Annotated in this window: 22 protein-coding genes, 7 tRNA genes and 1 riboswitch; of the genes, 16 read left to right on the top strand and 13 right to left on the bottom strand. The window is 67.8% G+C overall.

Features of this window, described 5'->3' with window-relative positions; all coding sequences use genetic code 11:
* Positions 1-122: 122 nt before the first annotated feature.
* The 3 genes from LRF89_RS08940 to LRF89_RS08930 all read right to left on the bottom strand — a co-directional run bounded on the left by LRF89_RS08940 (position 123) and on the right by LRF89_RS08930 (position 2612).
* A complete protein-coding gene (locus LRF89_RS08940; RefSeq protein ID WP_201168873.1) occupies positions 123-641 on the bottom strand; it encodes an Hsp20/alpha crystallin family protein in 519 nt (172 codons plus the stop codon).
* Between the two features lie 116 nt (positions 642-757).
* Positions 758-1588, bottom strand: a complete 831-nt coding sequence (locus LRF89_RS08935) for a DUF429 domain-containing protein (RefSeq protein ID WP_238636940.1) — start codon at positions 1586-1588, stop codon at positions 758-760.
* 25 nt (positions 1589-1613) lie between these two features.
* On the bottom strand, positions 1614-2612 hold the full coding sequence (locus LRF89_RS08930) for a zinc-binding dehydrogenase (protein WP_238636939.1): 999 nt from the start codon (positions 2610-2612) through the stop codon (positions 1614-1616).
* 274 nt (positions 2613-2886) lie between these two features.
* On the opposite strand from LRF89_RS08930, the gene LRF89_RS08925 reads away from it, so the two are divergent.
* Positions 2887-3264, top strand: a complete 378-nt coding sequence (locus tag LRF89_RS08925) for a diacylglycerol kinase (protein WP_238636938.1) — start codon at positions 2887-2889, stop codon at positions 3262-3264.
* A gap of 487 nt (positions 3265-3751) precedes the next feature.
* Here LRF89_RS08925 and LRF89_RS08920 read toward each other — a convergent pair.
* From LRF89_RS08920 to LRF89_RS08905, 4 genes are all read right to left on the bottom strand, one after another.
* Positions 3752-3827, bottom strand: a tRNA-Lys gene (locus LRF89_RS08920).
* Positions 3828-3923: 96 nt separating this feature from the next.
* Positions 3924-3999, bottom strand: a tRNA-His gene (locus LRF89_RS08915).
* A gap of 37 nt (positions 4000-4036) precedes the next feature.
* Positions 4037-4113 (bottom strand) — tRNA-Arg (locus tag LRF89_RS08910).
* 41 nt (positions 4114-4154) lie between these two features.
* Positions 4155-4231, bottom strand: a tRNA-Pro gene (locus LRF89_RS08905).
* A gap of 156 nt (positions 4232-4387) precedes the next feature.
* On the opposite strand from LRF89_RS08905, the gene folD reads away from it, so the two are divergent.
* Entirely contained in the window at positions 4388-5260 is an 873-nt protein-coding gene (gene folD, locus LRF89_RS08900) for a bifunctional methylenetetrahydrofolate dehydrogenase/methenyltetrahydrofolate cyclohydrolase FolD (RefSeq protein WP_201168799.1), read from the top strand.
* 37 nt (positions 5261-5297) lie between these two features.
* The gene (locus LRF89_RS08895) at positions 5298-5675 is read left to right on the top strand and encodes a PilZ domain-containing protein (protein WP_201168798.1); all 378 of its coding nucleotides are present in this window, start codon (positions 5298-5300) and stop codon (positions 5673-5675) included.
* 111 nt (positions 5676-5786) lie between these two features.
* Here the strand turns inward: LRF89_RS08895 and LRF89_RS08890 are convergent, their stop codons facing one another.
* Positions 5787-6479, bottom strand: a complete 693-nt coding sequence (locus LRF89_RS08890; protein ID WP_238636937.1) for a TorF family putative porin — start codon at positions 6477-6479, stop codon at positions 5787-5789.
* 89 nt (positions 6480-6568) lie between these two features.
* Positions 6569-7216 carry a magnesium transporter gene (locus LRF89_RS08885; RefSeq protein WP_201242677.1) on the bottom strand — a complete coding sequence of 216 codons (648 nt, stop codon included), beginning with the start codon at positions 7214-7216 and terminating at the stop codon, positions 6569-6571.
* 153 nt (positions 7217-7369) lie between these two features.
* A riboswitch (M-box (ykoK) riboswitch) is annotated at positions 7370-7551 on the bottom strand.
* 684 nt (positions 7552-8235) lie between these two features.
* Here LRF89_RS08885 and LRF89_RS08880 point away from each other — a divergent pair.
* A complete protein-coding gene (locus LRF89_RS08880; RefSeq protein WP_238636936.1) occupies positions 8236-8724 on the top strand; it encodes a winged helix-turn-helix domain-containing protein in 489 nt (162 codons plus the stop codon).
* Positions 8721-9224: a hypothetical protein gene (locus tag LRF89_RS08875; RefSeq protein ID WP_238636935.1), complete on the top strand. Its 504-nt coding sequence runs from the start codon at positions 8721-8723 to the stop codon at positions 9222-9224. Before LRF89_RS08880 ends, LRF89_RS08875 begins: the two co-directional genes overlap by 4 nt.
* Here the strand turns inward: LRF89_RS08875 and LRF89_RS08870 are convergent.
* On the bottom strand, positions 9205-10830 hold the full coding sequence (locus tag LRF89_RS08870; protein WP_238636934.1) for a Na/Pi cotransporter family protein: 1626 nt from the start codon (positions 10828-10830) through the stop codon (positions 9205-9207). The genes LRF89_RS08875 and LRF89_RS08870 overlap by 20 nt on opposite strands.
* Positions 10831-10848: 18 nt before the next feature.
* Positions 10849-13575 carry a phosphoenolpyruvate carboxylase gene (locus LRF89_RS08865; protein ID WP_238636933.1) on the bottom strand — a complete coding sequence of 909 codons (2727 nt, stop codon included), beginning with the start codon at positions 13573-13575 and terminating at the stop codon, positions 10849-10851.
* 139 nt (positions 13576-13714) lie between these two features.
* Between LRF89_RS08865 and wrbA the strand changes: the two genes are divergently transcribed.
* The gene (gene wrbA / locus LRF89_RS08860) at positions 13715-14311 is read left to right on the top strand and encodes an NAD(P)H:quinone oxidoreductase (RefSeq protein ID WP_201168796.1); all 597 of its coding nucleotides are present in this window, start codon (positions 13715-13717) and stop codon (positions 14309-14311) included.
* Between the two features lie 62 nt (positions 14312-14373).
* A complete protein-coding gene (locus LRF89_RS08855) occupies positions 14374-15744 on the top strand; it encodes an alanine/glycine:cation symporter family protein (protein WP_238636932.1) in 1371 nt (456 codons plus the stop codon).
* A 53-nt stretch (positions 15745-15797) separates the two neighbouring features.
* Here LRF89_RS08855 and LRF89_RS08850 read toward each other — a convergent pair whose 3' ends face one another.
* On the bottom strand, positions 15798-16277 hold the full coding sequence (locus LRF89_RS08850; protein WP_201168791.1) for a flagellar basal body-associated FliL family protein: 480 nt from the start codon (positions 16275-16277) through the stop codon (positions 15798-15800).
* Between the two features lie 65 nt (positions 16278-16342).
* Positions 16343-17173 (bottom strand): hypothetical protein, encoded by an 831-nt coding sequence (locus LRF89_RS08845; protein WP_238636931.1) that lies wholly within the window; start codon positions 17171-17173, stop codon positions 16343-16345.
* Between the two features lie 167 nt (positions 17174-17340).
* Here LRF89_RS08845 and LRF89_RS08840 point away from each other — a divergent pair.
* The 9 genes from LRF89_RS08840 to LRF89_RS08800 all read left to right on the top strand — a co-directional run bounded on the left by LRF89_RS08840 (position 17341) and on the right by LRF89_RS08800 (position 25855).
* Positions 17341-17430: transfer RNA gene (locus LRF89_RS08840), tRNA-Leu, on the top strand.
* Positions 17431-17515: 85 nt separating this feature from the next.
* Entirely contained in the window at positions 17516-18826 is a 1311-nt protein-coding gene (tig, locus tag LRF89_RS08835; protein WP_201168787.1) for a trigger factor, read from the top strand.
* A 25-nt stretch (positions 18827-18851) separates the two neighbouring features.
* Positions 18852-19484, top strand: coding sequence for an ATP-dependent Clp endopeptidase proteolytic subunit ClpP (gene clpP, locus LRF89_RS08830; protein ID WP_201168785.1), 633 nt, complete (start codon positions 18852-18854; stop codon positions 19482-19484).
* Positions 19485-19568: 84 nt separating this feature from the next.
* Entirely contained in the window at positions 19569-20849 is a 1281-nt protein-coding gene (clpX, locus tag LRF89_RS08825) for an ATP-dependent Clp protease ATP-binding subunit ClpX (RefSeq protein WP_201168783.1), read from the top strand.
* A 123-nt stretch (positions 20850-20972) separates the two neighbouring features.
* The gene (gene lon / locus LRF89_RS08820) at positions 20973-23435 is read left to right on the top strand and encodes an endopeptidase La (RefSeq protein ID WP_201168780.1); all 2463 of its coding nucleotides are present in this window, start codon (positions 20973-20975) and stop codon (positions 23433-23435) included.
* A 256-nt stretch (positions 23436-23691) separates the two neighbouring features.
* Entirely contained in the window at positions 23692-23964 is a 273-nt protein-coding gene (locus tag LRF89_RS08815) for an HU family DNA-binding protein (protein ID WP_201168777.1), read from the top strand.
* Between the two features lie 16 nt (positions 23965-23980).
* Positions 23981-24056, top strand: a tRNA-Val gene (locus LRF89_RS08810).
* A 47-nt stretch (positions 24057-24103) separates the two neighbouring features.
* Positions 24104-24180: transfer RNA gene (locus tag LRF89_RS08805), tRNA-Asp, on the top strand.
* Positions 24181-24280: 100 nt separating this feature from the next.
* Entirely contained in the window at positions 24281-25855 is a 1575-nt protein-coding gene (locus LRF89_RS08800; protein ID WP_238636930.1) for a peptidylprolyl isomerase, read from the top strand.
* Positions 25856-25895: the final 40 nt, after the last annotated feature.

The following is a 25895-nucleotide window of genomic DNA, read 5'->3' as shown; positions in this document are numbered from 1 at the left end:
GAGGGGCGCCGCGCGGGGGCTTTTCGGCTGCGCGCACCGACGGCCCCGGGCGAAAAAGAAACGGGCGCCGCGGAGGCGCCCGTGCGTGGTGCGGGACTCGGGCGAGGAGGAGGGCGCGGGCCCTAGGCGGCCCTCTGGACCTCGATGCGGCGACCCTGCTGACCCTCCTCGGCCTTGGGCAGTGTGATCGTCAGCACGCCATCCCGGAACGAGGCGTTGATCTGTTCCTCGTTGATGGCGCGACTCAGCGGGATCTGCCGCTCAAAACGCCCGTAGGAACGCTCCGTGACGTGGACCTGCCGGTCTGACTCGCCCGAGTCCGTGTGCTCGACCCGCTTCTCGCCGGCAATGCGGAGGACGCCATCGTTGTACGTCAGCTCGACGTCGTTCTCCGTCATGCCGGGCAGCTCCGCGACGACGTACAGGTTGCTGCTGTCTTCCTGGACGTCGATCCGCGGCGCTGTCATGTCCGGGCCGATCTGGGCGAGCGGATCCTCGACCCCGCGGCGCAGGTCGTCGAAGAAACGCATCATCTCAGACTGCAGCGCCGTGAAGGGGTCGCGTGCCGCCAGATCCCGGTTCGCGGCGCGGTTGTGCAGATCCGAGTTGGCCACCGGGAAGAGGTTGCGACGTGCCACCATAGTCTCACCTCCTTTTGTTCCGACGACCCGTTTGCCCGAACCTGCTTGCCTTGGCTGTCGCTTTCGTTCGATCGCTCCTCGCCCACCCCGCGATATAGGTCGTTCGGCACGACCTTTCAAGGGGTGGTGGGCGGCGCAGACGTACGTCGGTCGTTCCCAGGGGGCGGCGTGCGCACCCAGATCCACCCTTCCCGTTTGAGGGATTCGTCGATCTCGGCCGGGGGCATCGCCTCGCCGAGGAGGAAGTCCCGAGCTGCGAGCAGGCAGAGCACGGCATCCAGGCCGTCGGAGCGGGTGGCCAGTTCCGGGATCTCGAACGACCCACCCAGCATCTGCGCCATGGCGCAGGCGATGCGTTCACGGGCCGTTTTGCCCTCGGTATCACGACCCTTGTAGCCTTTAGCGGGTATGGCGTGGGCCTGCAGGGTGGCGGCGGGGTAGACCTCGATGAGGCCGCCGGCAGCGGCGTCGCCTTGCTGCAGCTCGCCGGGGCTCCAGCGCATTGGCAGGGTCCAGCCGCGCTCGCATCTGAGTTTGTCGACGAACGCCAGGGCGGCGTGGGCGGTCCGCGCGATGCGGTCGGCACCGACATCCAGGGGGTTCTTGCCGATTTGCCGGTGGACGAAGCGGTCCGTCACCCGATTGAAGAGTTCGCTGGCGTCGGCGCCCAGCGCGTCGCCAGCCCGGTGCTGCGCCAGCTGCTGACCGAGTGGCTGCGGCCACCCGAGGGGCGCATCGAGGGCGAGCAGCGGCGCGTGGGTGTGGTCGGCGAGCCACTCCAGTGCGATCTGAGCCGCACTGCGCGAGGCGGAACCCAGCGCAACCCGCTCGACTCGAAGCCCGCGGCCATCCCAGTGCCCGAGGGCCAGCCCCACCTGCTTGGACTGGACGGCGCAGTCCACGCCGAGGACGGTCAGGGGCCGCTGCGCTGGCTGGTCGTGCCTCATCGGACGGTGGTCTTCCTGCGGAGCATCAGGGCAGCGTCAGCACCAGCTTGCCGGTCAGACCGCCGGCCTCGAGCCGCCGATGAGCCGCGGCTGCCTCGGCCATTGGGTACGTCTCCTGAACACGCACCTGCAGTGAACCCGCCGCCATGCGCCGGGCGCACTCGGCCAGGATCCCGGTCTGGTGGATGCGCAGATCGTCCCGGCCCAGAACCATGGGGCTGAGCATCAGCTCCTGGACCAGCGTGAGGTTGTGCACGCGCGCATGGTGCAGGTCCAGGTCCTCGGGCAGGGCGAGGATGGTGACGAGCCGGCCGTAGGTGGCGAGGGCGTGGAGCGACCGGGTGCAGACCTCGCCGCCTACGGTGTCGAGCACTACGTCCACGCCCTCGCCGGCGGTCCAGTGTTCCACTGCGTCGACGAAGTCGTCATCCCGGTAATGGATCACCGCCTCGGCGCCCAGTTCGCGGACGATCTCCGCCTTGGCCGGATCGCTGACGGTGGTGATGACCCGGGCGCCCGCCTGCCGGGCGAGTTGGATGGCCACATGGCCTACGCCGCCGGCGCCGGCGTGGATCAGCACGCGCTCGCCTTCTTGCAGGGCGACCCGGTCGAACAGGGCCTCCCAGGCGGTGAGCGCAACCAGCGGCATGGCTGCGGCGTGGACGTCATCGACGGCGTCGGGGGTGGGGGTGACGAAGCGTGCGTCGAGTACCGCGTACTCCGCGTAATTGCCCGGCTCCAGGCCGATCCCGCCGTTCATGAACAGCACCCGCTGACCGGGGGCGAGCTGTTCCACGCCGGGGCCTACCGCGTCGATGGTCCCGGCGCCGTCGCAGCCGAGGATCGCCGGTGGTTGTGCATCGGGGTTGAAGAGGCCGTTGGCCCGCACCTTGGCGTCGACCGGGTTGATGCCGGCGGCGGCCAGGCGCACGCGCACCTGCCCGGGGCCCGGCTCCGGGGTCGGCACCTGGGCGGGCTGCAGAACATCCGGGTCGCCAACAGCGGTCATCTGGATGCAGTGCATGGGTCCGATCCGCTCCCTGAACCTGTGAGTGCTCGGTCGGTGCCGGTGCGTGCGCATACCGCCGCCACCGGCTCCGGTCATGATGCCGGATGGCGGGGTGGTGGGGCCAATCCCACCCGATGATGCTCATGGCTGGACGGGCCGTTGAAGCCGTGCGTGTTCAGGATGAGTGGAGGCGTCTGATCCAAGCGTGCCGGATCTAGGGCTTTTTGCCGTGGGCGGTTCCTTTGCGGAATCATGTTGGGACGCTCTCCCAACTAGGAGTGCCTGAGGGATGCCGCGCGACGAGCAGGGCCGATCTCGCCGTCACGGGTTGCCGCGCGTGGCGCGCGCCCTGCGTAACTCCTGGCGGGGTTTGCAGGCCGCCTGGCGTCAGGAGCCTGCGTTCCGGGAGGAGATGGTCGTGATTCCGCCCCTCGGCCTGCTGGCCCTGATGCTAGGGGCGGACGGTGCCGAGCGCGCGATCCTGGTCGGCAGTCTTCTGCTGATCCTGGTGGCGGAACTGCTTAACTCCGGTATCGAAGCCGCTGTCGACCGCGCCGGCGAGCACTGGGATTCGCTGGCCGAGCGCGCCAAGGATCTAGGATCGGCAGCGGTGTTCATGGCGATCGTCAATGCCGTGGTTCTTTGGCTGCTGGTGTTGCTAGGCTGAGTCGCCGAGGCGGGCAGCATGGATCAGCAGGCCGTACCTCCACTGATCAACGCCTCCTAAGCCGGATAGCGGCTAGAGGCGGAGCGCTGCGGCACGGTTTGGTAGATGGTCTTGCCCGGACCCGCGGGGAGTCGGGCAGGAGAGGAGGGGGTAACGGCGGAATTAGTAAGAGACGCTTGGGGAGTGACTGGAACGCGTAGTCATGCGGTGATGGGAAGCGAGAACGGCTGCGGCGCATCCGGGGTGTGCTGCAGCAAGTGAAACGGGGAGGTGTGTTTAGGCGATTTGAGAGGGATAGCAGGTCGAACCCCTTCTACCGCGGTTCGAGCACTATCAAGTGTTGTTTGCCCAGGGGTCACAAGGAAGTGGGAGAAGAGCCGGTGTGGCACCACCGGCTCTTCGGAGCCCGCCAACGGGGAGTCAAGCGGGCTCGCCCCTGGCTCGGTATCTACCTTGGCATACGTAGGGTTGCCAACGGTAGCGAAGCTGGTGGGCCGCCAAGGACTCGAACCTTGAACCTACTGATTAAGAGTCAGCTGCTCTACCAATTGAGCTAGCGGCCCGTTTGAGAGGGACTTATTGTGCCAAGCCGTTGCCGGTCAGGCAAGTTGTCTCGGCAAACGAAAAAGGCCCGGCGCACCGGGCCTGATCGTGTTGGATGGGGTGAGCGATGGGACTCGAACCCACGACCACCGGAGCCACAATCCGGGGCTCTACCAGCTGAGCTACGCCCACCACCGTAAATCGTTGTACCCTGCCTGCGCTGCGCGTTTGGCGCGCCCGGCAGGGTTCGAACCTGCAACCGTCGGCTTAGAAGGCCGATGCTCTATCCGATTGAGCTACGGGCGCAGTGCTCGGCAGTTCGTGCCACGACCGCCTGGTTGACCAGGTGGTCGGGGTGGAGGGATTTGAACCCCCGACTCCCTGCTCCCAAAGCAGGTGCGCTACCAGACTGCGCTACACCCCGTAGGGTCACCGCAGATCCGCGCTGACCGCCGCGGTCTAGGTGCGAAATCATAGCGACCCCGCCTGTCGTCGTCAATTCCCCATTCGTTGCTGGCCGTTGCCGGCGCCCCCGCGGCGTGCGAAAATCCGCCTCAATTCGCGGTTCTTCGGGGGATTCATGCCTGCACAGATCCTGGATGGGAAAGCCATCGCGGCCAAGCGTCGTGCACTCGTTGGAGAGGCTGTCGAAGAGCGGGTGCAACATGGTCTGCGCCGGCCCGGGCTGGCCGTCATCCTCGTCGGGCAGAATCCGGCTTCAGCGGTGTATGTCCGCAACAAGCGGCGAGCCTGCGAGGAGGCCGGCATCCTGTCGCGGGCCTATGACCTCGAGGCCGATGTCAGCGAGGGTGAGCTGCTTGAGCGGATCGATCGGCTCAATGCCGACCCGGAGATCGACGGTATCCTGGTCCAGCTTCCGCTGCCGGGTCATATCGACGAGCAGACGGTGATCGAGCGGATCGACCCGATCAAGGATGTCGATGGCTTCCACCCGGAGAATATGGGCCGACTGGCGCTGCGACTGCCCGGGCTGCGTCCGTGTACCCCGCGAGGGGTCATGACGCTGCTCCACCACACCGGGATCGAACTGGAGGGGCGCAATGCAGTGGTGCTGGGCCAGTCGAACATCGTTGGCCGGCCGATGACCCTGGAACTGCTCAATGCCCGCTGCACGGTTACGGTCTGCCACAGTCGCACCCGCGATGTGGCCGAGCGTGTCCGCCAGGCGGATCTGGTGGTCGCATCGGTGGGCAAGCCGGGGTTGGTCCAGGGCGACTGGATCGGCGAGGGCGCCGTGGTCATCGACGTCGGCATCAACCGCCTGGATAGCGGCAAGCTCACCGGCGACGTCGACTTCGCGGCGGCCAGCGAGCGTGCCTCTTGGATCACGCCGGTGCCGGGCGGGGTGGGCCCGATGACCGTGGCCACGCTGCTCGAGAACACTCTGGATGCTGCCCGCAACCGGGACGAACTGACTGCGGCGGCGTGCTAAGCTGTCTCCGGACAGAGTGACGGGGACAGGGAGTCGGATGGCCACGCACGAGAAGCGCCGTTTCAGCCGGGTGAGCTTTCATGCTCCCGCCCGCTTGGTCGATGCCGGGGGTCACGGTCGCGAGGTCGAGATCCTGGATCTGTCCATGCGCGGTGCCTTGGTGCGACTCAGCGACGGGAGTTCTCCTCAGGGTGCCCTCTGCGATCCACAGAGCCGCTGGACGCTGGAGCTCTCCCTGAGCGAGGAAGACCGGATCTGCATGGAGGTGCAGCCCGCCCACTGGCATGAGCAGGAGGTAGGGTTGCGCTGCGAGCGGATCGACCTGGACAGCATGGTCCATCTGCGCAGCCTGCTTGAGGCCAACTTGGGTGATGTCGATCTGGTCAACCGGGAGTTGATGCAGCTCGTCTCCTGACTTCGAAACGGTCCCGGCAGCCGCAGCGCGCCATCGCCGCGGTGCCTTGCGCTCGTAGGCGTCCGGGCGGGTGCTCCGAGCACCCCCGCCCGCCCGGTGCGTCCTTCCCGTCTAGAAGCTCACGCTGTAGCCGGCGACGAAAAGATCCTGCGCGCCGCTCTCATCGCGCGAGCCGTAGGTCAGTGAGATTTCGCCGACGTCCACCGCGCGGCTGATGCCGATCTCCCAGAAGGCGTCTCCGCTAGTGTCGTCCGGATCGTCGTAGCCGACGGTGGCGTCGAGGCCGATGTCCTCGGCCAGGTTGAACCCGTAACCCAGGGCGTAGACCACGCTGCCCTCCGCATCGCTCTTATCCGCATTGGCCATGTAGGCCAGTTCCGCCTCGAAGCCACGCCAGCCGGCGCCCAGGATGATCTCGCCCTCGTATGCGTCGTCACCCTCCGGGTAGTAGGCGTACTCGTAGGCCAGGTTAAGGTCCACGTCGCCGATGGCGAAGCCGTAGCCGAAGTAGGGGACCACCTCTTGCCCTTCGTCTGGCTCCCAGCTCGATATCGCCGTCCCAGCGAAGAAACCGCTCGGGTGGCCGTACTCGATCGCCCCCTGGGCGACGGCGTTGTTCTTGCTCACCGACTCGCCGGTATCCAGGTAATCGCTGAAGACCCCGAACTCAAAGGTTGTCTGCTCGGCCCACTGCCCGGACGCGGCGGTGGGTAGGGCCAGTGCCCCGGCGCTTAGCGCCAGCCCGACGATGCGCGCATGGTGGGGCGCCGCGCGGCGCGACAGGGAGGTGTTGCAGTTGATCATTGTGCTCTCCTCGCTTGTCCGGTGTTGGCAGACCCGGGTCCGGGGTATCACCCCGGTCCCCGGGGGGGTCGCACGGGCGGTTACGCGCTTTAGGCGACGTCGATCCCGATCAGCATCGCGGCGAGGCTGAAGTAGATGGTGACCATGGTGAAGTCCTTCACGGTGGTCATGATCGGGTCGCTGGCGGGCACGTGGTCGACGCCGATCTTCAGCAGGCCGTAGGGGATCAGGAAGCCGATGGTGGTGGCGATCGGCAGGCCGAGTGCCAGCGCGCCGCCCACGGCGAGTCCAACGCCGGGGTCGCCTTGCCACAGGGAGGCCGCCAGCCCGCCGATCAGGCCCATGACCACGCCGAGCACCAGGCCGATGACCAGCTCGCGGCCGACCATGCGCCAGAGGTTGGCGGTGGAGACGTGGCCGAGGGCGAAGCCGCGGGCGAAGGCGGTGGTGGACTGGGTGCCGATGTTACCGCCCATGTCCATGACGACGGGGATGAAGAAGGCGAGCACGATGAGCGTCTCGAGGCTCTCCTCGAAGCGCTCCACCTGCCCGCCGACGAGCAGCCCGCCGGCGAGGACGATGAGCAGCAGCCCCCCGCGGTAGAGGATCGGGTAGTGGATCGGGCCGTTGAGCATGCGGTCGCTGCGGGCCCGGTCGATATCCCGCAGGGCGTTGTCGGCGAGGTCGCTGGCGGAGTGCTTACGGTCCGTCTCGTAGGTGGTGTCGTGGTTGGCCATGGTTGCGCTCCTCAAGCTCGGTGCAGGGTGGATTCCGAGCCCGGGAGGCGAGGTCGCCGGAGCGCTACCAAGAAGGCCGGTCGCCGGACGCCATCCAAGCCGCGCCGCATAGGGGCAGCGGATCGCGCCCGCGCCTCGGGATCGAGGCGGACGACCGAGTCCCCTTCGTAGAGCTTCGGCACTGTGCGACTCCAAGGCCGCGCGCAGGGCGCGGTCCGCGGTGTGCATTAGGCCAAGCCTTCGATCGGCAGGGCCTGTTCAACCCATTGGCGTCTCTCGACATTTCTGGGCAGCACACCTTGTCGTCACAGGAGCCTCACCTAACGGGACTCGCTGTTTTCGGCGCTTATTCAAATCGATGGCCCCCGTCCGGTCAATTCGCATCCCGCTTATGTCACGAAAATGTCAAACAGGTTGGGTGGCAGCGGATCGTTGCGGCGTCAACAAGCGATCTCTATAATGCGGCCTTGTCAAGTTTTGGGTGGGTCATAAGAGGTAACCACGACGGCACAGATGGACGACCCGAGTAGTCGAAGTCGATCTTCCGGCGGGGAAGCCCGCCGTGCCGAGGCCTGCCGCGCCCTGATCTGACCCGTTCGCCCCTGCCAGCCGCCGTCCGGCGGCAATCCGCGGAGCGGCCGGGTCCATCGGGCCGGCGCTCTGCACCGCCAGCTTCCCCTCCGAAAAAACGTTCTGGACAGCTAGGCAATCACGGATTGTCGGGCTATCCGGGGTTCATGGAGCCGCCTTTTCGGGTGGTTTCAGGGGGTGTTTTTTGCCTGGTTTCTGGCAAGGAATCAGATGAAAGACACGTCCCCTCATGGCGCAGTCGGCCAAGTGAGGAGGGGTCATGGCCTACGGTTTTGCAGCAGCGAATCGCTTGGATCGCAAGCGACTTTCTCTCTTCTCCCCATGGGCGTTCGAGCCTCCGGATGCGCTGGATCGCCGGGGCCGTCAGCGGCCCGCGTCCCGATACACCGTGCAACCGGAGGATGATGACGTGATGAGGAGAGAGGGCTATGAACAACGGCTGCTTCGAGACGCTGCTCGCTTCTGTGCCGCGCCTGACCGGGCATCAGCGCCAGGCGCTGCTACAGGCGCTGACCGCGGAGGCCGAGGAACACGGCACGGGGGCGGGCACAGCGGCCCGGTTTGGCGACGCTGGTGGGCTGCCCTGGGATGGCGGCGCGCCGATGTCGCTGCGCGGGCTGGACATTGATCCCCAGCGCCATGAGGTCCGGGTTCACGGCCGGGCCATCGAGCTGAGTCGAACGCAGTTCCGGCTGCTTCGTTTTCTGGCGGCGCACCGGCATCGCGTGGTCACGCGGGAGGAAGTCATCCGGGCTGTCTGGGGGGCACGCGCCTACCTAGAGCCGCGAACGGTGGATGCGCACGTCCGACGCCTGCGCCGTGCCCTGCGTCCGAGCGGTCACGATCGGCTGATCCGCACGGTGCGCGGTGTGGGGTATCAACTGGACTCAACCCCCTTTGGGGAGGAGGCAGCATGAGCTTTGAAGTCATTCGCGGTCATGTCTCGGAGGTGAATCGGCTCCACGCCACCCGCGGCCGGCGCGGTACGGTGCGCTACAGCGTATCGGTGCGTGACGCTGATGGTCGTCTGCGGACGCTGGAGTCGGTGGAACTCTTCGGTCGCCTGGGAGAGCGGCTCACCGCCGGAGCAACCACGGTGTTGGTCTGTCACCGCGATCGACGGGGCAATCGGCGTTTGGTTGCCGGTCACGTCGGTGGCGAGACGGAGGTTCACCGCTTTCCGGCCGAATTCCTCGGTGGCTGGGGCATCGGTATCTGCGCCCTGCTGCTCGCCCTCGGGGTGGTGTCGGCCGGCTGGTGGGGCGCTGTCGTGGCGGCTGCCTTGGCGCTGCCCACGGGGTTGCCGCTGATTCTGCTCGGTCACCGAGAGGTTCAGGTCAAGTTCGAGACCTACCGCATCCTGCGCGAGGAGGGGCTGCTGGGCACCGAGGGCCAGCTCAGCGGCTCTCCGGGCTAGCGGTCCCCTCTTCGTTCTGCAGGGCCTCCGCCCCCGGCTCGTTGTGGCAGTACACGTAGACCACGCCGCTGAGCCGGCGGTTGAGCTGCTGGAAGCCGTCGAGCGCCTCCCAGGCGGCGTACGGGAGCCCCGGCTGCTGCCGCTTGGCCTGGATAAGCCAGCGGCTGGTCTCCTGCTTGCGGAGCAGGATCTTGCGGCCCAGCTCCGGGCGTTCGCGCATCAGCATGCGGGCCACGGTGTTCATCTGCTGGGTAAAGCGAGAGGCGGCCTCGAGCAGCAGTGGGCGCGCCGCTGCCACTGACTCGGCGTCGTGCTCGAGCAAGCGGCGGATCTGTTCGTGCATGTCCCCGCCCAGCGTGCGCACGATCATCGGCAGCTCGCGCATGAAATCGTCCAGGGTGTCCTTGAGCGCTTGGTCCTCGGGGCTGAGCGAGTCATCCGGTATGCCGTCGAGGAATTCGGTCAGCTCATCGCAGACCTGCTGGATCTCCCGGGTACGGGCCTCGATCTGCGTCCCCGCCCAAGCGGGCAGATGGCCCTGACGCAATCCCTGCATCACGGTCTCCCCGGTTAGGTGCAGGGTGTCGAAAACCCGCAGAGTCTCGCGCATGGCGGCGTTGATCGCCAGCGTGGGGTTCTGCAGTAGCAGCGGGTCCAAGCGGGCGACGGTCGGCTTGTCCGGTCGCTCCGGCTCCGGGGTCAATGCGCTGACGCAGCGCTCCAGCGCGGGGGCAGCTAGCACCGCCAGACAGGCGAGCAGGTTGAATAGCGTGTGGGCCCACGCCGCCTGCTGCGGCAATTCCCCGATCCAGCCCTCCTCCGGCGGCCCCGGGAGGCCGAGCAGCAGGGTGGCCATGGCCGCTGCCAGGGGCAGCTTGACCAACAGCACGGCTAACCCCAGGCGCCGTCCCTGCAAGTCGCCCCAGCCGGCGATGAGCACGGTCAGGCACAGGCCAATGTTGGCGCCCAGGACCCACAGCAGCAGCATCTCCAGGCTGATCTGCCCGCCGGCGATCAGGGCCAGGGCCACTGCGATGGAGGCGGTGGCGCTCTGGACGAGCAGCGTCACGGCCACGGCGCTGAGCATGAGCAGCAGGGGCAGTTGCGCCAGCGCCTCGAAGAGTGCCTCCACTGCTGGATCGGCGCTCAACGTGATGGCCGCCTCGCTCAGAAAGCCCATACCAACCAGCATGAAACCGAAAGCCAGCAGAGACTGCCCGACGCCGCGCGGCCGGCTGGCCTCCACGAACAGGAAGAGCAGCGCCCCCGCTGCCAGGAACAGGCCCTGGTAGTCCTGCAGCTCGAGGGAGACAATCTGGACCAGGACCGTGCTGCCCAGCTGGGCGCCGAGCAGCACCGCCAGAACGTTGCGCCAAGCGACATGGCCGCGGCGGCTCATCTGCACCGAGAGCATGGCCGTGGCAGTGGACGAGGGCATCAACGCCCCGCCGGCCACGCCGCCTACCAGTGCCCGCGCCCGGGTCCGGGTGAACCCCTGCAGCCAGTCGAGCAGGTCGCCGCCCATGGCCCGCGCAAACCCCTTGCGCAGGAAGCGCAGGCCGAAGAGAACCAGCAGGATGCCGGCGAGTAGGTTGATCAGTTCCATGGCAGTCCCGGGCGTTGGCTAGCCTGTATTCTGCAGCCCGGCGCTGAGCCCGGCGATGGTCATTTTGACCAGATCGGTCAGTCGCGGGTGCTCCTGTTCCCGGGATTGCCGCAGCCGCGATAGGGCCGAGAGCTGAAGCAGCGACAGGGCGTCCAGGTCGGTGCGGCGCAGCTCGTGGCTCGCCTGCAGGGCCGGCTGGCGCTCGAGCAGGCGTTCCTTGCCCATGGCCGCCAGGAGCCAGTTACGGGTGCGTTGCCACTCGTCGAGGATTCGTTCGCGCAGCCCCGGGTGGCCGCCGAGCTCCAGGGCCTGACGGCCGAGGGTGAGATCCGCCCGGGCCAGGCCCATCTCGACGTTCTCCAGCAGCTGGGCGAAGAAGGGCCAGTCGCGGCGCATCTCGCGCAGCCGGGCGAGCCCGCCCTCGGTTTCGCCGATAGCGGCCAGGCCGGTGCCCACGCCGTACCAGGCGGCCAGGTTGATGCGGCTCTGTGACCAGGCGAAGACCCACGGGATCGCCCGCAGACTCTCCAGGTCGCGGGCCGCGCTACGGTGGGCCGGCCGCGAGCCGATCTCCAGCTGTCCGATCTCCTCGTAGGGCGTCACCCGGGTAAAGAAATCGGCGAACCCCTCGGCGTGGACCAGCTCGTGGTAGGCGCGCTCGCTCGCCTCGCTCATGCGTCGGAGCTCGTCGCGGTAGCGGGCCGCGACCCGCGCGGCGCGCTCTTCGGCATGCCCGGTGGACATGGCCAGCACGGCGTTGATCGTCTGCTCCAGGTGCCACCGCCCGGAGTCCACCGTCCGGTAGCGCGTGAAGATCATCTCCCCCTGCTCGGTGACCTTCAGCCGGCCGTCCACCGAGCCGGATGCCTGGCCACGGATTGCCCGGTTCAGCGGACCGCCGCCACGGCCCAGGGAGCCGCCGCGGCCGTGGAAGAGGGTAAGTTGGATGCCGTGCCCGCGCGCCCAGCTGGCCAGGCGCTCTTGGAGTTCATGGAGCACGGCGTTGGCGGCGAGAACACCCACGTCCTTGGCCGAGTCCGAGTACCCGACCATGACCTCCAACTCGTACCCGCGGGCCTGCAAGGCGTGCTGTTCGCCGGGTAGCTCGAGGAGTTCGTCGAGGACTGCCGGGGCGTGCTCCAGATCCCGGCGCGTTTCGAACAGCGGGATGATATCGAGACGGAAGGTGGCCCACTGCTCCTCGGGCACCGCCAGGCGGGCGAGGGCGCGCACGGCGGCGATGTCCGCCGCCGTGCGCGTGAACGAGATGATGTAGCGCCGGCACGCCTCGGGTCCGTAGGCGGCCTGCAGATCGGCGGCGGCGCGCAGGGTGTCGAGCACCTCTTGCGTGGCCGCGCTGGTCGGTTCCGGCGCCGTTGCCCAGCCCTCGCGCGCCAGGCGGTCGAGTTCCGCGGCGTCGGTGCTGACCCCCGGGGCCAGCTCCTCCAGAGCGGCGGCATGGACACTGGCGTGCTGGCGAAGCTCCAACTCGGCGAGGTGGAAGCCGAAGGTCTCGACCTGCCAGCGCAGGTCCTGGAGGGCGCCGTAGGCCAGGCGCGGGATCCCGGCGCCGGCCAGCGAGCGCTGGACCTGGTCGATCTCGGCGAGCAGCTCCGCGGGGCCGTCGAAGCCGCGCTCCGGATCGCCCTGGCGGCGGGCGCGCAGGCGCTCGGCGGCGTAGACGAGCTTGTGCCGGTGGGCCTGATCGGGGGAGGTCCGCGCCAGGGCGGCGGCCTGTTCCGGGAAATCGGCGCGGTCGCGCTCCAGGCCCTGAAGCAGCTCCGGGGCCGGCGGCGCGTAGCGGTCGCTGGCGGTGAACGTGCGGGCCACCTCGCGGGTGCGCTGCTCAAGGCGCTGGAGGACCTGTGTCGCCTGCTGGGCCATCGCCCGGTGGGTCACCTCCGCGGTGACATTGGGATTGCCGTCGCGGTCACCGCCCACCCACGAGCCGTAGCGCAGGAAGGCCGGGGTGTGGGGCGAGCGGGCCCCGGTGTTGCGGGGGGCCAGGGTGCGCTCCACCTCGTGGTAGATGCCCGGCACCAGGTCGAAGAGCGTCTGGTCGAAGACCGCCATGATCCGTCGCGCCTCGTCGAGGGGGGTGGGGCGCTCCTGGCGGAAGGGCGCCGTGGCCCACAGCGCGGTGAGTTCCTCGGCCAGGCTGCGGCGGACGTCGAAGGCGAGGGCGTCGTCGGCCTCGTGCAGGTCGAGGCGTTCGAGCTCCCGCGAGATGCGCTGTAGCGCATCAACCACTGCCCGGCGGCGGGCCTCGGTGGGGTGGGCAGTCAGCACCGGGTGGATGCGCAGCCGGCGGATCAGCTCGTGGGCGGCGTCCCGGCCCTCGAGCTCGGTGACTTCCTGGATGCCGGCTTCAAGACCATCGCCGACGATGCGCCCGTCCCGCCCCTGTGCCCGCAGGGAGCGCACCCGCTGGCGGTCTTCGGCGAGATTGAGCAGCTGGCAGTGCAGGGTCAGGGCCCGGGCCACCTTGTGGCCCGTGGTCGGATCCAGGCGGTCGAGTTCGGCGAGGGTCGGCTCCGGGTCGGGGTGTTCGGTCCAGTGGAGTTCGTGGGCGGCCTGGCGCAAGCGGGCCAGTGGGGTGGTGACGCGCTCCCCCTCGCACTCCTGCAGCACGTCGTGCAGGACGCCGTCGAGCAGGGCGATCTCCTCGCGCAGCGGCGCGGGGACCACGACCCCGGCGTCGCGGACGGCAGAGATGTCGGAGAAGCGGGCGGCCAGTGGTTGCATGGTACGGATCCAGGCACGGCTGCTGTTGTCCCGGAAGACATTCGGCGCGATCTTGCGCGTTGTCAACGGATTCGCGATGCTCCCCAGGGGTGTGAGGCACTCTGTCGTAACCAACGCTCAGCCACAATCGGGAGGTGCCATGAGCAGGGTACTGGTTCTCTACTACTCCACCTACGGCCACGTCGAGACGCTCGCCCATGCCGTCGCCGAGGGCGCGCGCGGTACCGGTGCCGAGGTGGCGGTCAAGCGCGTCCCCGAGACCATGCCGGAGGAGGTTGCCCGCCAGGCCGGCGCCAAGCTCGATCAGGAGGCTCCGGTCGCCAGTCCGGAGGAACTCGCCGACTACGACGCCATCCTGTTCGGCACCCCCACCCGTTTCGGCAATATGGCCGGGCAGATGCGCAACTTTCTGGACCAGACCGGCGCGCAGTGGTTCAACGGTCAGCTGATCGGCAAGGTCGGCAGCGTCTTCACCTCGACGGGCACCGGTGGGGGCAACGAGACGACGATCACCTCGTTCTGGCACACCCTGGCCCATCACGGGATGGTCATCGTCGGTCTGCCCTACGCGGCAGCGGAGCTGACCGATCTCTCGGTGGTCAAGGGCGGCAGTCCGTACGGCGCCGCCACCATTGCCGGCGGAGACGGCAGCCGTCAGCCGAACGAGCAGGAGCTGGCGCTGGCCCGTTACCAGGGGCGCCATGTGGCCGAGATCGCCCAGCGCCTGCACGGCTGAGCCGGCCTTATTGTTGCCACCGTGCGGCGAGGTGGGCCGCATGAGCACCAGGGGAGAGGATCATGGAGGCGGTGACCTCATTGCTCGAGACGGTTAGTGACTTTGTCTGGGGGCCGGCGATGCTGGTGCTGCTGCTCGGCACCGGCCTCTACCTATCCATCGGCCTCAAGGCCATGCCGATCCGGCGGATCGGCTACGGCTTTCGGCGCATGTGGGGCGGCCGCGCGGAGCGCACCGACGAGCCGGGCGAGATCACCCCCTTCCAGGCGCTCACCACGGCGCTGTCGGCGACCATCGGTACGGGCAACATCGCCGGTGTGGCGACGGCGATCACCCTGGGCGGCCCGGGGGCGGTGTTCTGGATGTGGATCACCGCGCTGGTGGGCATGGCCACCAAGTACGCCGAGGCCGTTCTGGCGGTGAAGTACCGCGAGACCGACGAGCACGGGCGCTACGTCGGCGGTCCGATGTACTACATCAAGAACGGCCTGGGGCCCCGGTGGGCCTGGCTGGGGACGCTGTTCGCGATCTTCGCCATGGTGGCCGCCTTCGGCATCGGCAATACCGTGCAGGCCAATTCGGTGGCCGATGTGGTGGAGTCCAACCTGCTGATCCCCGCCTGGGTGACCGGGCTGATCCTCGCCGCCCTGGTCTTTCTGGTGATCATCGGCGGCATCCGTCGTATCGCCCGGGTGGCCGAGCGCTTGGTGCCGACCATGGCGGCGATCTACGTCATCGGTGGCTTGCTGATCATCGGCTGGAATCTCACCGATGTGCCGGCGGCGCTGGGCCAGATCGTCACCGACGCGTTCACCGGTACAGCGGCCACGGGTGGTTTCGCCGGCGCCGCGGTGTGGGCGGCGATCCGCTTCGGTGTTGCCCGCGGTATCTTCTCCAATGAGGCCGGCCTCGGGTCCGCGCCGATCGCCCACGCCGCAGCGCGGACGCGCAATCCGGTTCGCCAGGGGACGGTGGCGATGCTCGGCACCTTCATCGACACCATCATCGTCTGCACCATCACCGCGCTGGCCATCGTCCTGACCGGAGTCTGGACCACCGGCGAGACCGGCGCGTCGCTGACTTCCATGGCCTTCGGCGAGGGCGTGCCTGGAGGCAATTGGATCGTCACCGTGGGCATGATCCTGTTCGCCTTCACCACCATCGTCGCCTGGAGCTACTACGGCGAGCGTTGCGCCGCGTTCCTCTTCGGGGCCCGGGTGATCACGCCCTACCGCTACCTGTGGGTGGTGCTGCTGTTCGTCGGTGCCATCGCCGAGCTGGGGCTGGTCTGGATCGTTGCCGACATCCTGAACGCCTTGATGGCGATCCCCAACCTGATCGCCCTGCTGGCGCTCTCCGGGACCGTGTTCGCCATCACCCGCTCGTACTTCGCCCCGGGGGGTGGTTCCGAGGAGCCGCAGCGCACGGAGTGACGGGCCAGCCGGGGGCGCCGCCGGCGCCCCCGGGGGCAATCGCCCTTGGGCCCTTATTGCATGACGAACCGGGTGAAGTACACGCCGGCCGCCGGCTCGTCCACACCGTACTCGCGGAGCGTGGCGTTGACGCGATCCAGCGCCTCCTCGCGCAGCGCCTCGCGTGCATCCGGCTCGGCGAGCTCGGTGGAGGACTGATCGGCCAGGAAGAGCATCAGCGCATCGCGGATCGCGGCCTGGTGGGTCTCGATCCCATCGGCTGCGGCCTCGCTGGTGGTGGCGATCTCGACCTCGGCCTCGAGGTACTGCGCCGGCCCGTCGTCATCGAGGTTGACGGTCAGCGCCTGCTCGAGTTCGGTATAGCGGGCCTCGGCCAGGTCCTGCTCGGCCGGCTCCGGCCGTGGTTCTGCGCGGTGCTCCGGGGCCATGCCGGGCGGGGTGAAGACCCCGGTGGCCATGGCCAGCACCAGGCCCAGGGTGGCGAGCATCAGGACGGCCAGGCCGCCGAGTAGCGCGATCAGACCTTTCGGCATGTCGACCTCCTTCGCGGGTCAGCCAGCCCCGGGCCGGTCCTGCCGGGGTGGCAGGGTCAGCTGGTTCATCGGGCGCGGCTGCCGCGCCGGCGCTGCGCCTGCTGCTGCTCTTCCTCGGCGGCGCGCTCGGCGCTGGCCGCGGCGTAGTCCTTGAGTCGTTCCTGGCGCTCGCGGCGCCGACGCAGCGTGGTCTCGTTGCGCTCGATGAGCTCGAAGATCCGCATCATTGAGCCGTAGACCACGTACACCGGGTGATCGCGGCTGCGCTGCGGTTCCTCCGGGCCGTCCCCGGGGATCCACAGCACGCCGCGGGCGTTCACGCTGGCGGCGATCCGCGCGCAGCGTTGCAGCGCCGGGGTGAAGCCGAGGCTGGCGTGCTCCGGCGGCAGCACGTAGAGCGCGTAGCGGGCTTCGCCGGTCTCCACCAGGATGTTAGCCACACCGGCCGGGGTCTCCACGTCGAATCGGTAGCGGTAATCAGGGGCGTTGTCACCCATCCACTGGCGCAGTTCAGCGGAAACGCGTGCTGGGTTGAGCCCTCGGGCGGCGTCGCTGTTGCGGCGGGCGAGGGCGGCACGGCGTTCGCGTTCGCGCTGGAGTTCAGGCAGGGCGGTGCGTACGGCGACGGCCGCCGCCACGGCCGCCGCCCCGAGGATCAGCGGCCAGGCGAAGCTGAGCAGGGTATGGGCCTCTGCAATGATCGGTACCTCGGGCTGGTCGATGAACGTCGGCAGCAGGGCGAGCGCGGCAATCAGCAGGGCCAGGTTCAGCCAGCGGCGCGCCGCCCGCCAGCGCCGAACGGCCGCGGGATTGTCGCGGGTGCGGTGGATGCGGTTGGTGGTGACCTCGCGCAGGGCGAGCAGCAGCACCAGGACCGTGATGGCAAGCAGTATCATCTTCCCTCTGTGCGCGGGCGGCGCCGACGATGGGCAGGTGCCCATGGTAGCGGACCGCGGCCGGCCAGCCGAGCGCTCGGATGCGCATTGCGGGGAACGCGTCAACCGTTGTTATACTGATGCGGCGAAAGGCGTCAGGGTTACCCCCATTACGCCGCGCAGAGTCTGCGAAAGTGGCGGAATCGGTAGACGCGCCGGGTTTAGGTCCCGGTGGGGTTCGCAGCCCCGTGAGAGTTCGAGTCTCTCCTTTCGCACCAGGCAGTCCGTAGGCCGCGCGGTCCAGGACCGTGCGGCAAGCGCGAAACCGCAATCACCAAACGTTTGGATCCCAAGGACTTCCCGATGCAAGTTTCCGTGGAGACGACCGAAGGCCTGGGCCGGCGCATGACGGTCCAGGTCCCCGCCGAGCGCGTGGAGCAAGAGGTAGAACGCCGGCTGAAAGACCTCAGTGGCCGCGTCAAGATGGACGGCTTCCGGCCCGGTAAGGTGCCGGTGAAGGTCGTTCGCAAGCAGTACGGCGCCCAGGTGCGCAGCGAGGTGCTCAGCGAGGTGGTCCAGCAGACCTACTCCGAGGCCCTCGAGCAGGAGTCGCTGCGCCCGGCCGGCAACCCGCACATCGAGCCCAGGCGTACCGGCGAAGGGGAGGACCTGGAGTACGAGGCCACCTTCGACGTGCTGCCGGAGATCGAGGTTCAGGGCCTCGACCAGATCCGGGTCGAGCGGCCCCAGGTCGAGGTCACCGACGCCGACCTGGACAACGTCCTCGAGCGGCTGCGCAAGCAGCACGCCGACTACCAGGAGGTGGATCGGGCGGCCCAGGATGAGGACCGGGTGGTCATCGACTTCCACGGCACCATCGACGGCGAGGCGTTCACCGGCAACTCCGCCGAGGACGCTCCGCTGATCCTCGGCGCCGGGCAGCTGCCCGAGGCCTTCGAGCAGGCGCTGCAAGGCGCCCAGGCCGGCCAGGAGCTGACCGTTGAGCACAAGTTCCCGGACGAGCTGGCCGAGCCGAGCATCGCAGGCAAGACCGCAGTCTTCCAGGTGACGGTCAAGCGGGTGGAAGAGCCGCAGCTACCCGAGCTCGACGACGACTTCGCGGCCCGTCTGGGCATCCAGGAAGGCGGAGTGGAGGCGCTGCGCGACGCCGTCCGCGGCAACCTCGAGCGCGAGCGAGACCAGGCCGTGCGCCAGCGCCTCAAGCGGCAGGTGCTCGATCAGCTGGCCGATCAGAACGAGCTGGAGCTGCCCAAGAGCCTGATCGATGGCGAGATCGAGGCCCTGCGCCAGCAGTCCGGCGCCACCGCCGAAGGCGAGCTGCCCGAGTCGGAGCGTTCCGCCTACGAAGAGGTGGCGGGCCGCCGCGTGAAGCTGGGCTTGCTGGTCAACGAGCTGGTGCGCAGCCAGGGGATCCAGCTCGACCGCGAGCGGATGATGACCCAGCTGCGCGAGATGGCCGCCAACTCCGGCCAGGATCCGAGCGAGGCCCTGCAGCAGATCGCTCAGGACCGGCAGATGATGCAGGGGCTCGAGGCCTCGGTGATCGAGGAGCAGGTGGTCGACTGGCTGCTCGAGCAGGTGCAGACCGAGGACAAGCCCATGAGCTTCGACGAGCTCATGAACAGCGAGGACGGCGACCAGGCTTCGGCCTGAGTCGCGGCCCCAGGAGGCCAACGGCATGAGCGATACGCAGCAATCCGCCCCCGACGTGTTCAACACCGGCCTGGTGCCGATGGTCGTCGAGCAGTCGGCGCGCGGCGAGCGGGCCTACGACATCTTTTCGCGCCTGCTCAAGGAGCGCGTCATCTTCCTTGTGGGCCCGGTGGAGGACTACCAGGCCAACCTGCTGGTGGCGCAGCTGCTGTTCCTCGAGTCCGAGAACCCGGACAAGGACGTGCACCTGTACATCAACTCGCCGGGCGGATCGGTGACCGCCGGGCTGGCGATCTACGACACCATGCAGTTCATCAAGCCGGACGTGGCCACCCTCTGCGTGGGGCAGGCGGCCAGCATGGGTGCTCTGCTGCTCGCCGCCGGCGCCTCGGGCAAGCGCCACGCCCTGCCCAACTCGCGGATGATGATCCACCAGCCGCTGGGCGGGTTCCAGGGGCAGGCGACGGACATCGACATCCACGCCCGCGAGATCCTCAACATGCGGGATCGTCTCAACACCATCCTGGCCCACCACACCGGGCAGGACATCGAGACCATCCGCCAGGACACCGATCGGGACAACTTCATGACCGCCGAGGCGGCCGCGGAGTACGGCCTGATCGACCGGGTCCTGACCAGCCGCGGTGCCTCCGAGTGAGGACCCGCGGGCTGGTTGCGTACCCGCTGAAAAGGGTGCATCGTTGATAACGAATGATTCCAGTGCGCAAACCGAGGCCGTGGCATGACTGATCGAACTCAGAACAAGGGCGAGGACGGCGGCAAGCTGCTGTACTGCTCCTTCTGCGGGAAGAGCCAGCACGAGGTCCGCAAGCTCATCGCCGGGCCATCGGTGTTCATCTGCGACGAGTGTGTCGAGCTCTGCAACGACATCATCCGCGAGGAACTCCAGGAAGGCGCGGCGACGGAGGGGGGCGGTCTGCCCCGGCCCCACGAGATCAACCGCGAGCTCGACCAGTACGTGATCGGCCAGGAGCACGCCAAGAAGGTGCTCTCGGTGGCCGTGTACAACCACTACAAGCGCCTCGAGAGCCGGACCAGCCAAGACGACGTGGAGCTGACCAAGAGCAATATCCTGCTCATCGGCCCCACCGGCTCGGGCAAGACCCTGCTCGCCGAGACCCTGGCTCGGCTGCTCAACGTGCCGTTCACCATCGCCGACGCCACGACGCTGACCGAGGCCGGCTACGTCGGCGAGGACGTCGAGAACATCATCCAGAAGTTGCTGCAAAAATGCGACTACGACGTCGACAAGGCGCAGCACGGCATCGTCTACATCGACGAGATCGACAAGGTTTCGCGCAAGGCCGACAACCCGTCGATCACCCGGGATGTCTCCGGTGAGGGGGTGCAGCAGGCGCTGCTCAAGCTCATCGAGGGGACCACCGCCTCGGTGCCGCCCCAGGGCGGGCGCAAGCACCCGCAGCAGGAGTTCGTCCAGGTCGATACCAGCAACATGCTGTTCATCTGCGGCGGCGCCTTCGCAGGGCTCGACAAGGTCATCCAGGAGCGCTCCGAGCGGGGCGGGATCGGCTTCTCGGCCGAGATCAAGAGCGAGCGGGAGCGGGCCAGCGTGGGCGAGACGCTGCAGACGGTGGAGCCCAGCGATCTGGTCCGCTACGGCCTGATCCCGGAGTTCGTCGGCCGTCTGCCGGTGATCGCGACCCTCAACGAGCTCGACCAGGAGGCCCTGGTGCAGATCCTGCGCGAGCCGAAGAACGCACTGGTCAAGCAGTACCAGAAGCTCTTCGAGATGGAGGGCGTCGAGCTCGACCTGCGCGACGATGCCCTGCGCGCCGTGGCTGACAAAGCCATGGAGCGCAAGACCGGTGCGCGCGGGCTGCGCACGATCATCGAGCAGGTGCTGCTCGAGACCATGTACGAGCTCCCGTCCATGGAGAACGTCAGCAAGGTGGTGGTCGACGAGTCGGTCATCGCCGGCGACAGCGACCCGTACATTGTCTACGCGGGTCCCGAGCACTCCAAGGCGGCGTCCGACGAGTAGGGCGCCGTCACCCGGCGCACCTTGAAACCCGCCCGTATCACCCCCATTCCGAACCCAGAGGAGGGGCGCGCGGCTGCGGCCGCGCGCGTCCCGCCGTTCGCACGCCAATGAGGTTCGCATCCAATGGCTGAGCCAACCGCTCACAACCCCGAATCCCCGCAGACCGTCACCCAGGCGCCGGTTTTGCCGCTGCGCGACGTGGTGGTCTACCCGCACATGGTGATCCCGCTGTTCGTCGGGCGGGAGCGCTCCATCCACGCCCTCGAGGCGGCGATGGAGCAGGACAAGCGCATCTTCCTGATCGCCCAGCGCAGCGCCGAGGTGGACGACCCGGGCGTCGACGAGCTCTACGGCTACGGTACCGTCGCCTCGATCCTGCAGATGCTCAAGCTCCCGGACGGCACCGTGAAGGTGCTGGTAGAGGGCAGCGAGCGGGCGCGCCTGGTCGAGCTGCTCGATAGCAACGAGTATCTCTCGGCCCATCTGGTCACGGTGCCGGAGCCGCAGCCCAGCGACGAGGACCGCGAGCTCGAGGTGGTGGCGCGTTCCGCGACCAACGTCTTCGAGCAGTACGTCAAGCTCAACAAGAAGATCCCGCCCGAGATCCTCTCCTCGCTGTCGGGCATTGAGGAGCCGGGGAGGCTGGCGGACACCATCGCCGCGCACATGGCGCTGAAGGTCGAGGAGAAGCAGAAGGTCCTCGAGATGGAGGACCCGCGTGAGCGCCTCGAGCATCTGATGGGGCTGATCGAGGGGGAGATCGACATCCTCCAGATCGAGAAGCGCATCCGTGGGCGCGTCAAGCAGCAGATGGAGAAATCCCAGCGGGAGTACTACCTCAACGAGCAGATGAAGGCCATCCAGAAGGAGCTGGGTGAGCTGGAGGACGTGCCCAACGAGGTCGAGGATCTCGAGAACAAGATCGAGCAGGCCGGCATGCCCCAGCAGGCGCTGGACAAGGCGAAGCAGGAGCTGAACAAGCTCAAGATGATGTCGCCGATGTCCGCGGAGGCCACGGTGGTGCGCAACTACCTCGACTGGCTGGTGAGCCTGCCGTGGAAGGACAAGACACGGGTGCGCCACGACCTCAAGCACGCCGCCAAGGTGCTCGACCAGGACCACTACGGGCTCGAGAAGGTCAAGGAGCGCATCCTCGAGTACCTGGCCGTCCAACGCCGGGTGCGTAAGCTCAAGGGTCCGATCCTCTGCCTGGTCGGGCCGCCCGGCGTGGGCAAGACGTCGCTGGGTCAGTCCATCGCCCGGGCGACCAACCGCCGGTTCACTCGCATGTCCCTTGGCGGGGTGCGCGACGAGGCCGAGATCCGCGGCCACCGGCGCACCTATATCGGCTCGTTGCCGGGCAAGATCGTCCAGAACCTGAGTAAGGCCGGCAAGCGCAATCCGCTGTTCCTCCTCGACGAGGTGGACAAGATGGCCATGGACTTCCGGGGCGACCCGTCCTCGGCCCTGCTGGAGGTCCTCGACCCGGAGCAGAACAACAGCTTCAGCGACCACTACCTGGAGGTGGATTTCGACCTCTCGGACGTGATGTTCGTCTGCACGGCGAACACCATGAACATCCCGGCACCGCTGCTCGATCGGATGGAGGTCATCCGTCTGCCGGGTTACACCGAGGAGGAGAAGTTGGCCATCGCGCAGAACTACCTGCTGCCCAAGCAGATGAAGGCCAACGGCCTCAAGAAGGGCGAGCTGGACGTCAAGGAGAGCGCCATCCGTGACGTGATCCGGTACTACACCCGCGAGGCCGGTGTCCGGAACCTGGAGCGGGAACTGGCCACGGTCTGCCGCAAGGTGGTTAAGGACCTGGTCGAGGGCGAGTCGAAGGGGCGCAAGCGCGGCAGTGGCGTGCAGGTGACCCGTCGGAACATCGACAAGCACCTCGGGGTCCGGCGTTACCGTTTCGGCGTAGCCGAGACCGAGGACCGCATCGGCCAGTCCACTGGCCTGGCCTGGACCGAGGTGGGCGGCGAGCTGCTGACCATCGAGGTGGCCGTGGTGCCGGGCAAGGGCCGGGCGACGCAGACGGGCCAGCTCGGCGAGGTCATGAAGGAGTCCATCGATGCGGCCACCACCGTGGTGCGCAGCCGCGCCCGCGCGCTGGGGCTGGATCCGGAGTTCTACACCCGGAACGACTACCACATCCACGTCCCGGAGGGCGCCATCCCCAAGGACGGGCCTTCGGCGGGCACCGGCATGTGTGTCGCCTTGGTCTCGGCGCTGACCAGCATCCCGGTGCGCGCCGGGGTCGGCATGACCGGCGAGATCACCCTGCGCGGCGAGGTGCTGCCCATCGGCGGGCTCAAGGAGAAGCTCCTGGCTGCCTTGCGCGGCGGTATCGACACGGTCCTGATCCCCGCGGAGAACGAGAAGGATCTGGCCGATGTGCCCAAGGACGTGAAGTCGAAGCTCGACATCCGGCCGGTGCGCTGGATCGACGAGGTCCTCGAGGTGGCCTTGACCCGTCAGCCGGAGCCGCTGCCGGCTCCGGAGGGCGAGGACGAGGCCGACGCGGCCAAGCGCGTGGCCGTCGGTGAGGGCGAGGGCGACGCCAAGCGGCCGCACTGAGCTCGTGCCGCCCGTTTGACAGTCCGGAAAAGCCGCTGCTATAACGCCAGCAACTGAGCGGCCTGGGCCGTGACAGGCCCGGGCCGGCGGCGTCGGCGCTGCCAGCAGGGCGATTCAACGGCAACGCTGTGGAAGCACGCTACGCCGTGGTAGGGTTTGGGGGTCCGTAGGGTTGCCGGGCCGCCGTTCGGTGACCCAGGCCCGAAGGGCCAGCCACGCCAGCATCGAGTAAAAAAACCGAAAAGGGGACACGGGGATGAACAAGAGTGAACTCATCGAGGCGGTAGCCGACTCCGCGGATCTTTCCAAGGCCGCGGCCGCGCGCGCCGTCGATGCCATGGTCGAGTCGGTCACCGACGCCCTGCGCGAGGGGGATCAGGTCACCCTGGTGGGTTTCGGCACCTTCACCGTGCGCGATCGGGCCGCCCGCACTGGCCGGAATCCGCGCACCGGCGAGAGCATCAACATCCCGGCGTCGAAGGTCCCGGGTTTCAAGCCTGGCAAAGCGCTCAAGGATGCGATAAACTAACGGGCTTAGTCGGTTCGGGTGGTTAGCTCAGTTGGGAGAGCGTCGCCCTTACAAGGCGAATGTCGGGGGTTCGAATCCCTCACCACCCACCAGGGGTAGACAAGCGGCAAAAAGTTGTTACAATAATCGACGTAATCACGGAGCGGTAGTTCAGTTGGTTAGAATGCCGGCCTGTCACGCCGGAGGTCGCGGGTTCGAGTCCCGTCCGCTCCGCCAAATCAGAAAGCGGCCCTGACAGCCGCGATAAAAAGGCGCCCATAGTGGCGCCTTTTTTGTATCCTGATCACCCACATGAGCACTCGGCGGAAGACAAGGCATGCTTCAGGCGATTCGTGACGGCATCAAGGGCTGGATTGCGTGGGTCATCATCGGGTTCATCGCCCTGCCGTTCATCTTCATGGGTGGTTACGAATACTTCGGTGGTGGCCGCGAGGACGCGGTGGTCGCCCGCGTCGATGGCGAGGAGATTCCCCGCTCGCAGATCAACCAGGCGGTGGAGCGCCAGCGCGCGCAGCTGCGCGAGATGTTCGGCGGTGATCTTCCCGATGGCGCCTTCGACGCTGCCGCATTGCGCCGCGAGGCCCTGGAGCAGCTCATCGACGAGCGGTTGCTGCACGCCTACGTCGATCGCCAGGGATTGCGGGTTACCGATCAGGAGGTGGCCCAGACCATCCGTAGCCAGGAGATCTTCCACGAGGGCGGGCAGTTCTCCCGGGGTCGATACCAAACCCTGCTTGAGCGCAATCGCATGACGCCGGAGGACTACGAGGAGCTGGTCCGGCGGGACCTTAAGGCCGATCAGTTCCAGCAGGCCGTGTTCGCCAGCAGCATCAGCACCCCCTCCCAGCTGGATCGTCTGGTGCGCCTGCAGGACGAGTCGCGCAGCTTCAGCTACCTTGAGCTCGCCGCCGAGCGCTACATCGACGAGGTTCGTGTCGATGATGCCGAGGTTGAGGCCCATTACGAGGCCAACACCGACGACTACATGGCCCCGGAGGCGGTGCGCCTTGAGTACGTCGAGCTGGGTCCGCTGGCCCTGCGTGATCAGGTCGAAGTGGATGATGATGCGCTCCGCGAGCGCTATGACGAGCGTTACGGCGATGACGAGGACCCGCCGGCCTTCGATGCCGTGCGCGAAGAGCTGCTGGCCGACTACATCCGCGAACAGCACGGCACCGAGCTCATGGAGGCCGGCGATGAGTTCGGCAATATTGCCTTTGAGCAGCCGGACAGCCTGGAACCGCTGGCCGACACCTTCGGCCTGGAGATCCGGAGCAGCGACTGGATCGATCGCGAGGGCGGCGAGGGCATCGGCGAGCTTTCCGGGGTCGTCGAGCAGGCGTTCAGCGAGGATGTGCTGGAGTATGGCTACAACAGCGACCTGATCCGCGCCGACGAGGACCGCTACCTGGTGGTACGGCTCCTGGAACACCGAGAGGCCGAGCCCCGGCCCCTGGAGGAGGTGGCGGATTCCATCCGCGAGGAGATCCGCCAGGAGCGTGCCGCCGAACTTGCCCTAGAGCGGGCGGAGGAGTTAATGACTCGGCTGCGCGATGGTGAGTCGTTGGACGAGCTGGCCGAGGAGCTCGATGTCGAACGCTTCACGGTCGAGGAGGCCTATCGGGACGACCGCAGCCACCCGGCGGCCGTTGTGCGCGGGGCGTTCGCCCTAGAGGAGGGCGGCCATGCCCGGGTGGAGCTGGAGGACGGGGCCGCGGCGCTGCTCCGTCTGGACGAGATCAGCCGCGGCGATCCGGACGGCCTCTCGGCTCAGGAGCGTGAGCAGCTGCAACAACAGCTCCAGCGCATGGCCGGGGACTCCGAGGTGCGGGCGCTGATCCGCGCCCTGCGTGCCGAGGCGGATATCGAGATCGCCCGCGAACGGCTCTAGCGGCCGGCGCTGGGGCTCTATCGCTGGCCCCCTGCGGAAG

Origin of the sequence: Halorhodospira sp. 9621 (assembly GCF_022228055.1) — a bacterium.
Classification (GTDB): Bacteria; Pseudomonadota; Gammaproteobacteria; order Nitrococcales; family Halorhodospiraceae; genus Halorhodospira; species Halorhodospira halophila_A.
The sequence above is the reverse complement of the archived record's forward strand: the minus strand, read 5'-3'. Positions and strand labels throughout refer to the sequence as shown.

Coding starts and splice junctions, on each gene's coding strand:
- LRF89_RS08875 (WP_238636935.1), top strand. CDS start 8,721: ATGAGCTTTGAAGTCATTCGCGGTCATGTCTCGGAGGTGAATCGGCTC.
- LRF89_RS08855 (WP_238636932.1), top strand. CDS start 14,374: ATGGAGGCGGTGACCTCATTGCTCGAGACGGTTAGTGACTTTGTCTGG.
- tig (WP_201168787.1), top strand. CDS start 17,516: ATGCAAGTTTCCGTGGAGACGACCGAAGGCCTGGGCCGGCGCATGACG.
- LRF89_RS08890 (WP_238636937.1), bottom strand. CDS start 6,479: ATGATCAACTGCAACACCTCCCTGTCGCGCCGCGCGGCGCCCCACCAT.
- LRF89_RS08865 (WP_238636933.1), bottom strand. CDS start 13,575: ATGCAACCACTGGCCGCCCGCTTCTCCGACATCTCTGCCGTCCGCGAC.
- LRF89_RS08885 (WP_201242677.1), bottom strand. CDS start 7,216: ATGGCCAACCACGACACCACCTACGAGACGGACCGTAAGCACTCCGCC.
- LRF89_RS08870 (WP_238636934.1), bottom strand. CDS start 10,830: ATGGAACTGATCAACCTACTCGCCGGCATCCTGCTGGTTCTCTTCGGC.
- LRF89_RS08815 (WP_201168777.1), top strand. CDS start 23,692: ATGAACAAGAGTGAACTCATCGAGGCGGTAGCCGACTCCGCGGATCTT.
- LRF89_RS08930 (WP_238636939.1), bottom strand. CDS start 2,612: ATGCACTGCATCCAGATGACCGCTGTTGGCGACCCGGATGTTCTGCAG.
- LRF89_RS08895 (WP_201168798.1), top strand. CDS start 5,298: ATGGCCACGCACGAGAAGCGCCGTTTCAGCCGGGTGAGCTTTCATGCT.
- LRF89_RS08845 (WP_238636931.1), bottom strand. CDS start 17,173: ATGATACTGCTTGCCATCACGGTCCTGGTGCTGCTGCTCGCCCTGCGC.
- LRF89_RS08940 (WP_201168873.1), bottom strand. CDS start 641: ATGGTGGCACGTCGCAACCTCTTCCCGGTGGCCAACTCGGATCTGCAC.
- folD (WP_201168799.1), top strand. CDS start 4,388: ATGCCTGCACAGATCCTGGATGGGAAAGCCATCGCGGCCAAGCGTCGT.
- LRF89_RS08800 (WP_238636930.1), top strand. CDS start 24,281: ATGCTTCAGGCGATTCGTGACGGCATCAAGGGCTGGATTGCGTGGGTC.
- LRF89_RS08935 (WP_238636940.1), bottom strand. CDS start 1,588: ATGAGGCACGACCAGCCAGCGCAGCGGCCCCTGACCGTCCTCGGCGTG.
- LRF89_RS08925 (WP_238636938.1), top strand. CDS start 2,887: ATGCCGCGCGACGAGCAGGGCCGATCTCGCCGTCACGGGTTGCCGCGC.
- wrbA (WP_201168796.1), top strand. CDS start 13,715: ATGAGCAGGGTACTGGTTCTCTACTACTCCACCTACGGCCACGTCGAG.
- clpX (WP_201168783.1), top strand. CDS start 19,569: ATGACTGATCGAACTCAGAACAAGGGCGAGGACGGCGGCAAGCTGCTG.
- lon (WP_201168780.1), top strand. CDS start 20,973: ATGGCTGAGCCAACCGCTCACAACCCCGAATCCCCGCAGACCGTCACC.
- LRF89_RS08880 (WP_238636936.1), top strand. CDS start 8,236: ATGAACAACGGCTGCTTCGAGACGCTGCTCGCTTCTGTGCCGCGCCTG.
- clpP (WP_201168785.1), top strand. CDS start 18,852: ATGAGCGATACGCAGCAATCCGCCCCCGACGTGTTCAACACCGGCCTG.
- LRF89_RS08850 (WP_201168791.1), bottom strand. CDS start 16,277: ATGCCGAAAGGTCTGATCGCGCTACTCGGCGGCCTGGCCGTCCTGATG.